The sequence below is a fragment of the Chryseobacterium sp. Leaf394 genome, assembly GCF_001424105.1.
Classification (GTDB): domain Bacteria; phylum Bacteroidota; class Bacteroidia; order Flavobacteriales; family Weeksellaceae; genus Chryseobacterium.
In genome coordinates this window covers 310-7,633 of sequence record NZ_LMQH01000005.1, presented here as the reverse complement: position 1 = coordinate 7,633, position 7,324 = coordinate 310, and the positions used below count along the sequence as shown (strand labels likewise).

The 7,324-nt window shown below is 30.0% G+C and carries 3 protein-coding genes and 1 pseudogene; all 4 read right to left on the bottom strand.

Annotated elements, in window-relative coordinates; genetic code table 11:
- Positions 1-481: 481 nt before the first annotated feature.
- A pseudogene (locus ASG21_RS20710) lies at positions 482-1,353 on the bottom strand (IS982 family transposase).
- A gap of 1,064 nt (positions 1,354-2,417) precedes the next feature.
- Positions 2,418-3,137 (bottom strand): LytTR family DNA-binding domain-containing protein, encoded by a 720-nt coding sequence (locus tag ASG21_RS02255; RefSeq protein ID WP_056075276.1) that lies wholly within the window; start codon positions 3,135-3,137, stop codon positions 2,418-2,420.
- A complete protein-coding gene (locus tag ASG21_RS02250; protein ID WP_056075273.1) occupies positions 3,127-4,302 on the bottom strand; it encodes a histidine kinase in 1,176 nt (391 codons plus the stop codon). Before ASG21_RS02250 ends, ASG21_RS02255 begins: the two co-directional genes overlap by 11 nt.
- An 8-nt stretch (positions 4,303-4,310) precedes the next feature.
- Positions 4,311-7,295: a lantibiotic dehydratase gene (locus ASG21_RS02245; protein WP_056075269.1), complete on the bottom strand. Its 2,985-nt coding sequence runs from the start codon at positions 7,293-7,295 to the stop codon at positions 4,311-4,313.
- Positions 7,296-7,324 lie beyond the last annotated feature (29 nt).

Here is a 7,324-nt window from a genome sequence, read left to right as displayed (position 1 = left end):
TAATTTAAAGTTACAGTATAATTAAATCTGATACTTAGGAGATATTTATTGTTTTATCCTCAAGTAGAGATACAAAAGATATCATTGTTATCAAAGAACCAACTGAAATGCAATATGTAATACGTACACAAAGGATTACAGTTTAATTGAAAACTTCATCATACAAGAAATTGAAGTTAGTAAATTTAGAGTTATGGAATGACTTATGAATTATACCCTTCAATCCCGTTACATTCTTCTTTGATCATTAAGGGATCAATCATTACTGATTGTTAACAAAGAAGTTATTATGTTTCCACCAATTTCCACCATCGCTTCAGAAAGCATAAAAATGTGATATCGGATTAACGGATCACCAAACCGAATCATGTTTGAGTTGCAGACTTTGCTTTTATTGGAAACATAAGAATCATAGTAATTTAACCTGAGTTCGGTTTAAGCAAGATTTAAAAATAGTTGACCGTCATTTACTTTTTTCAAGTTAAGTGACGGTTTTTTTTGGAAAGAAGCAATATGCTGTTAGTTCTCCTAAAATGTTCATTACAAAATTGTTTACACTTCGATGTCTTGTGTGCTCAACTTGACAGTGATTTTTAAGTTCATCATTTATAGTTTCAATAATGGCTCTTTTTCTCAGCAAAATCTTATCTTCCATTGTCATTATATGATTTTTCATATTCTTTCTGAGTTTGGTGAAAAGTTGAATGCCATCTGCAAAAAGCATCTCCCACAAAGCTTTGGAAAGATATCCTTTATCGGCAAACAATTTTCCAAACAGTTGCTCGGTCATCTTCTTGATATGTTTTGGATTTCGGTCATCCACATTTCCTTTTGTCAGATAAAAGGACAGAAGCTCTCCCTTTTCATTGCATGCCAAATGCAGTTTAAAACCGTAAAACCAGCCCATTGAAGACTTTCCGCGTTCTGCCAAACCTTTGAAAACTTTATGATTATGTATCCTTTGGTTTCTGCAGACTTTCAAAGTCGTACTGTCCATAAAGCTGATTCCAGTGCATTTTCGCAGACATTTTTCTTTTAAAAACAAGACAAAAATAACAAAACATCTTTGTTGAAGCTCGATAAACTGTTGTAGGAAAGGCTGTTTGGAAATAGATCTTTCCAGTATCCACAGACTATTTCCCGGTAATAGTGTTTAAATGTCTTGTGAGCACCCAAATGAAAACCTATCATGATGGTGATAATTTCAGAATCAGACATTTTCGAATTTCTGTTTCTTCTCTTCTTATTATCTCCAAGTGCTTCTAGCTTCAATCTTTTAATTTGTACATCAAACTCTTTACAAAAATCGTCAATTTGTACAAAAATATTTGTAATTTGGTCTTGCGAATCCATAGCAATAATCCGTTTAAATATTTGAATGTCAGAAACTTACATATACGAATTATTGCTATTTTTTGCAAATTATATCCCTGTTATTATCCCGAACTCAGGTTAATTTAAGTCTTATAACTGATACTAATGCCAAGAAAATCGTAAGACAGCACGTTACAACCAATTTGAATACGGAAAGCAGTTTGATAGCCTTAAGGAAACTTTGAAAAACAAAAAGTCAATTTAGAACCTTTGATACGTTATTCTGACAGAAGTCTTCAATATCGCTCGAATGAATACCAAAAACTATTGGAAAAAACTTGTTAAATGTCGCATGTTGATCTCTGACCTACATAATATGCAACATAGAGCATTAATTACATTTTGAAACAATATTTTATTGATAAATCCGATCCGGAAACAACATTGAGAAGACAGCTTGTAATCAATCGATTCAAATCCATATTAAAAAGACTTTAGTATTCCAATCATCATCTAACACTGAATCAAATTCACAAACAGAAAAATACTGGAAATAAAAACCTATGAGAATTAAAAAACCGAAACAAAACGTTTTTGCTTAGGTCTTCTCAATTATTTTGACCCATATCATTTTCAGATTTCAGGAAACGACAAAAATATATTTACCTAATTATAATGAAGACCATAATATCTTATCCTATTAAATTTAATTATCAAGATTCTAGTACTTGCTCCTCTGACTATGATATTTTATTTTTTACAGGTTATATAATTTAGAAGTATGCAAACCTGCAAGTTTAATAAGGAGTTATATTTAGTTTTGTAATTCCCTAATCGAGTAATTAAACAGTTCTACCGACTAAAAATTGGTTTTCATCGAGACCTTTTGTTTTTAGTTGCTATTCTTAACATTTTTACAGTAATAAAACTATAATAACTGTGAAAACTCAACAAAAAAATCAAAAATCTAAACTATTAATTAACAAAAAAGTAATTAACAACTTCTCTAAAGCAAAGAGTTTTGATGGACTTCCAACGAGTCCGCCTACTACTAGCACTATGACTACAATGACAGGCATGTAATAAAATACTTTAATTTATACTTAAATACCTAACAGAGAGAATAATTCATCTTTCTTATTAGCGGCAATAGCGATAGACTTACCATTTATTAATTCTACCATATTGCCGCTTATTGATTTAATAGAAGTTATTTTAACTATGAAAGATCTTTGTACTCTGGAAAATACAGGCTCCTTTAAAATAATTTCCATAGATTTTAAGGTTGCTAAGGTAGTATGAGACTCGGTATTTGTAACGATTTTTAAATAATCTCCTAAAGCCTCAACATATACAATATCATTCAGTATTATCTTAATTAGTTTTCCGCCAGCTTTTACAAAGATATGATCTGGTTGGTTTTTGTTTGATAGTATAATATCTCTTTTTGCAGATACCTCTATTCGCTGTTTAGCTCTATTAATGGCAATTACAAAACGATTATATGCAACAGGTTTAACCAGAAAGTCTACTACACCATTTTCAAATCCATCGATAGCAAAATCTCTATGAGCGGTGATAAATATAATAGCCGGTTGTTTTGTTAATGATTTTATAAGATCTATACCATTAATTGTGGGCATATTAATATCAGTAATTATCAAGTCAACTGAATGGCTGTTCAAATAAGTTATGGCTTTTAGCGGATCCTCAAAAGAATCCTCTAATTCAAGAAAAGGAATAGTTTTTACGTAATTAATAATAATCTCTTTTCCCAGCGGTTCGTCGTCAATTACGATACAGCTTAATTTTTCATTTATCATACTGTAAGTCTATAGTTAAAGATACATTATAGTTCATATCATTTTCTGTTATTACAAGATCATAAGAATCTTTATATAGAAGCTCCAATCTTTTTTTAATGTTTTTAATACCTATACCACCTAATTTCTTACTTCTTGGAGTTTTATCACTTTTACTATTTTCCAATAAAAAACGAAATGAACTATTTATAATTTCGATCTTAATCCTAATGAAATTTTCAGAAGCATTACCTAATCCGTATTTAAAGGAATTTTCTATTAATGCAAAAGTTAGCAAAGGAGCAATCTGCAAAGCTAATTTTTCATCAGAAATTGAAATATCCAAAGATATTTCTTTTTCGGCAGAATGTCTCATTTTTTCTAAGTAGAAGTAGTTTTTAATAAATTCTATTTCTTTTTCTAAAGAAACTTTTTCTGTGTTAGATTCATAAAGTGTGTAGGACATGATTTCAGAGATCATTATAATAGCATCTGGAGCAGTTGGATCTTTCTTTATGACAAGACCATACAGATTGTTCAAAGTATTAAATAAAAAGTGGGGATTTAATTGAGCTTTCAGAAAATCTTTTTCTATGTTGACATTTTCAAGTTGTAAACTTAAATTTTGCTTCTGATAGTATATGGCTTGACTGAATAAACGGGTTATATTAAAAAGTATTTTAACAAAGAACGGTGGTGAAAGGGAAAAAATAATAATTGTTGCACTGCCCAAAATCGATTTATAGGATATTACATCTTTATAACTTCTTTGTGCATATTGTTTAATCATCCCCTTAAAAGGACCGTCTTTCACATCGAATTCTAAAAGATCTAAGAGATAAAACTGAATATGATTGGTCGTACTCCATATGTAGAGAGATAAGGGTGTGCAAAGGATCATTAATATGATTCCCCATCTTTCTTTTGTAAAAATTATGGGAAAGATAAAATAAAAATATAAATAGAATAATATCGCGTTATTTATGGTAGTTCGAATTGTCAACACCGCACTCTCTTTGAATGGAAGCTGTACTTCTATATTATAGTAGAAACCGAGCAGAGCTGTAAAAAACAGCCACATTATGCAGTGAAGAAAAATTCTTAGAGATGGAGTGTATAAATTATTAAAATCAATATTTGAAATTTTATTAAGTAAAGGACCCCTTTCAAAAGCTTCATTTCTCATATTAATGACTAATTATTTAAAGTTTTCTCATATTGTTTGAAAGCAAATATGTAGGTCATAAATTCTAAAGCACGCTGTTCTGCACTGAACCATCGATTTAAACTCATATGAATATAGTTTGAAAGGTTTTTTTCAGACAACTTTAATTCGCTTATCATACTATTTCGATCTTTAAACTGCATTCTCATCTCTGCACTCTTTAAAAAAAATTCCAAATCTTCTTTGAGATCTCGATATTTATGGTGAAGATGACTTTTAAATTCGCTACTGAATTCCTGAGAAAATGATTCAATCATTTTTTTGCAGAAGTCCAGCCTTTTCTGAATAGAAAAATTAAACGCGGAAAACCAGAAATCAATATTTAATACGGATGTAAATAATTTATGTTCGTCGGAGATCTCTGGATTTTGTCTTAGCAAATTTAGTATTGTCAGGCTATCATGAAAAAATACTTTCTCTGCATCAACAATTTCTTCTGCTCCATATCTTTCAATTTCCCGTGAATAAGTATCAATTTGTATTTTCCATATCAAATCATTCTCAAAGCAAGTGTTTAATGTTTGGTAAAATATACTTGTAACATCACCATAAGAATTTATATCTCTTAATTTTATTCTGATTCTCAAATGATAATGAGGGTCATTATATCTGATAAAGAAGATTGAATTTGCAATTTCTTTCTCCAATAAATCATCGATTAGTGGACATACATAATCATATAAAATGTTATCTGAAATATTTGAATTACAAAAGATTTTTAGGTAAAACCACTCACCTCCTGGAGGAAAATCTCTTCGAATTTCAGGATTTTCATATATTAATTCTCGCCTTTTTCTTACAGAGTCAATTTTTGTATCTTTCAGAATCATAATAATCTGTTCGTTTGGTGCTAAAGTTTTACTATGTGTTGCAAGATCTTCACATAATTGAAGGAGTTTATTTTTTTTTATTTCTTCTAAGAGTAAAAGTAAATACGAATCATTTGAAGTGTCTATAAATAATTCGTTGTCACCCTGAACCAAAACTACATATTTAGCGACTTCCCATTTCTTTAAAAAGAATTTAAGCTCGTCAAGTTTATTATCAGAATTCTTAATCAAGGAGATATCTTTTTCAAAAATTATCCATGTTGCTCTGTGGACGATAATGTTATAATAGGATATTCGTGGAATATAACGTTTACTTCGTTCCGAATAATCAATACTAAAATTTAGATTGGCTTCATGCTGATGCTGCAAAGATGAGAGAAATCGGTAATAGTTGTTTTCATTACTATTAAAATTATGAGCATTTGACAGTCTCGGATTTATTTTTTTATTCAATCTTTTCGAATGTAAAATTATTTCCTCATCCGCTACTGAGACAAGTATGTCCTGCAACAATATTTGATTTTCAGCTGTATTGCTGCTCTCATTATAGATTGGTATCTCGAATTCTGAAAGTTTTGGCCTTCTTGCAATATTTGCTGTCCGTGCATCTGGAGCATAGATTAGTTCAGCATTTATACTGTCATCATCAGATAAACTTTCTATAGCAGCGATTTCCTTACAAAGATATTCTATATTTCTATCGCTTGACGCAAACCTGCCCAATAAAGAACATGAATTTGCATAACTAATATTTTGTAAAAAGAAAAAATCATCCCCTGGAATTCCCATAACAGATAAAGTTTTATTTTGAGATACTTTAGTTTGTAAGTGATTTAATTCAATTTTTTCTAATCTTAATATTTGATCTCCACTCTGTTCAATGCTATCAAAAATATCATGCAGATGAGCAGAAACTACCATTTTTTTTATCGAGTCGTCTCTCTTGGATAAATGACCTGCTATTAGCTTATTATTGTTTAGATTACCAATTTCAGGAGAGGAAGGAAATCCTATTCCAAATTCATTATCCAGTACATATGTCAGAGGAACTTGTCTAGATTCATATCTGGTTTTGAAAGTTTGCTTGAATGTTTCTAAATCAGATTGAATAGCAGATTTGCCTCCCAATTTTTTTAAAATTAAAGTGAGATTGTTAATATTTCTAATTGTTTTTCTGTCCAGACGGTAATTGCTTTCATCAGATTGTATCAAATCAACATGTAGTATATGTTTTTCACTGATTCCTAGACAGAGAAGCAGATTTTTCACTTCATTTATCTTATCTATTGGAATATAGTCTATTGGAGTAGATTCCACTATTTTGATACAATTATCAATTTTATTACATATATTAAAGTATGATTCTGCCTCTGATATATTGTAATCAACAAGCTTATTTACAACTTTCTTTAAGTTGCCAAAATTATCACCTGTTAACATTATTTGTAATTCGCTTACTAAAAATTTAATCTCAATCAGTTCATTCAGAAAACTGTCAACTTCGTCGTGATCAAAATCATCAATGAATAAATTATATATTACCTCATAATCAGTAAAGGTATTAATTCCTGTTAATTTTTCTAAGTATTCGTTCTTTTCTAAGGAAGATAGTTGAAACCTTTCTAAGTCAATTTTGTCGACTGGTTCCTGATATCTGAACTGACCAGGAATATTGGAGACAGTGTTATTTATTTTATATTTAAGATGATACTTGAGTTGATAGTTATTCTCAATATGCATTTTTAATTGATCGAAGAGCCCCATATCGATATTAGCTTTTCTAGCCTTGTCGATACAATTATTTTCAGATTCATTTAGACTTCGAATAGCTACGCCGGCAAGCGTGCCATATGGAGTACATCTGGTCGCAGAACGGATACAATATTTTTTAAGAGTATTAAACAATTTACTGATCTTTTCCTGTTTTAAAATACCATTCTTATAATTGTTTATCATCTCATATAAATCAGGAGAACTCCAATATAGAGAGGCTACAAAATTATTGTTGTTTAGAAATTCTTTTACAACATCATCAATTATTTTTGTTCGATTATTGTCAAAAAGCAATTCTTTGGGCAATAACGGTTTCCTTACAATATATTTCTCAAAGGGCTCGTACCTCATATTATACTGATTTATTGTTTTTAAAAATG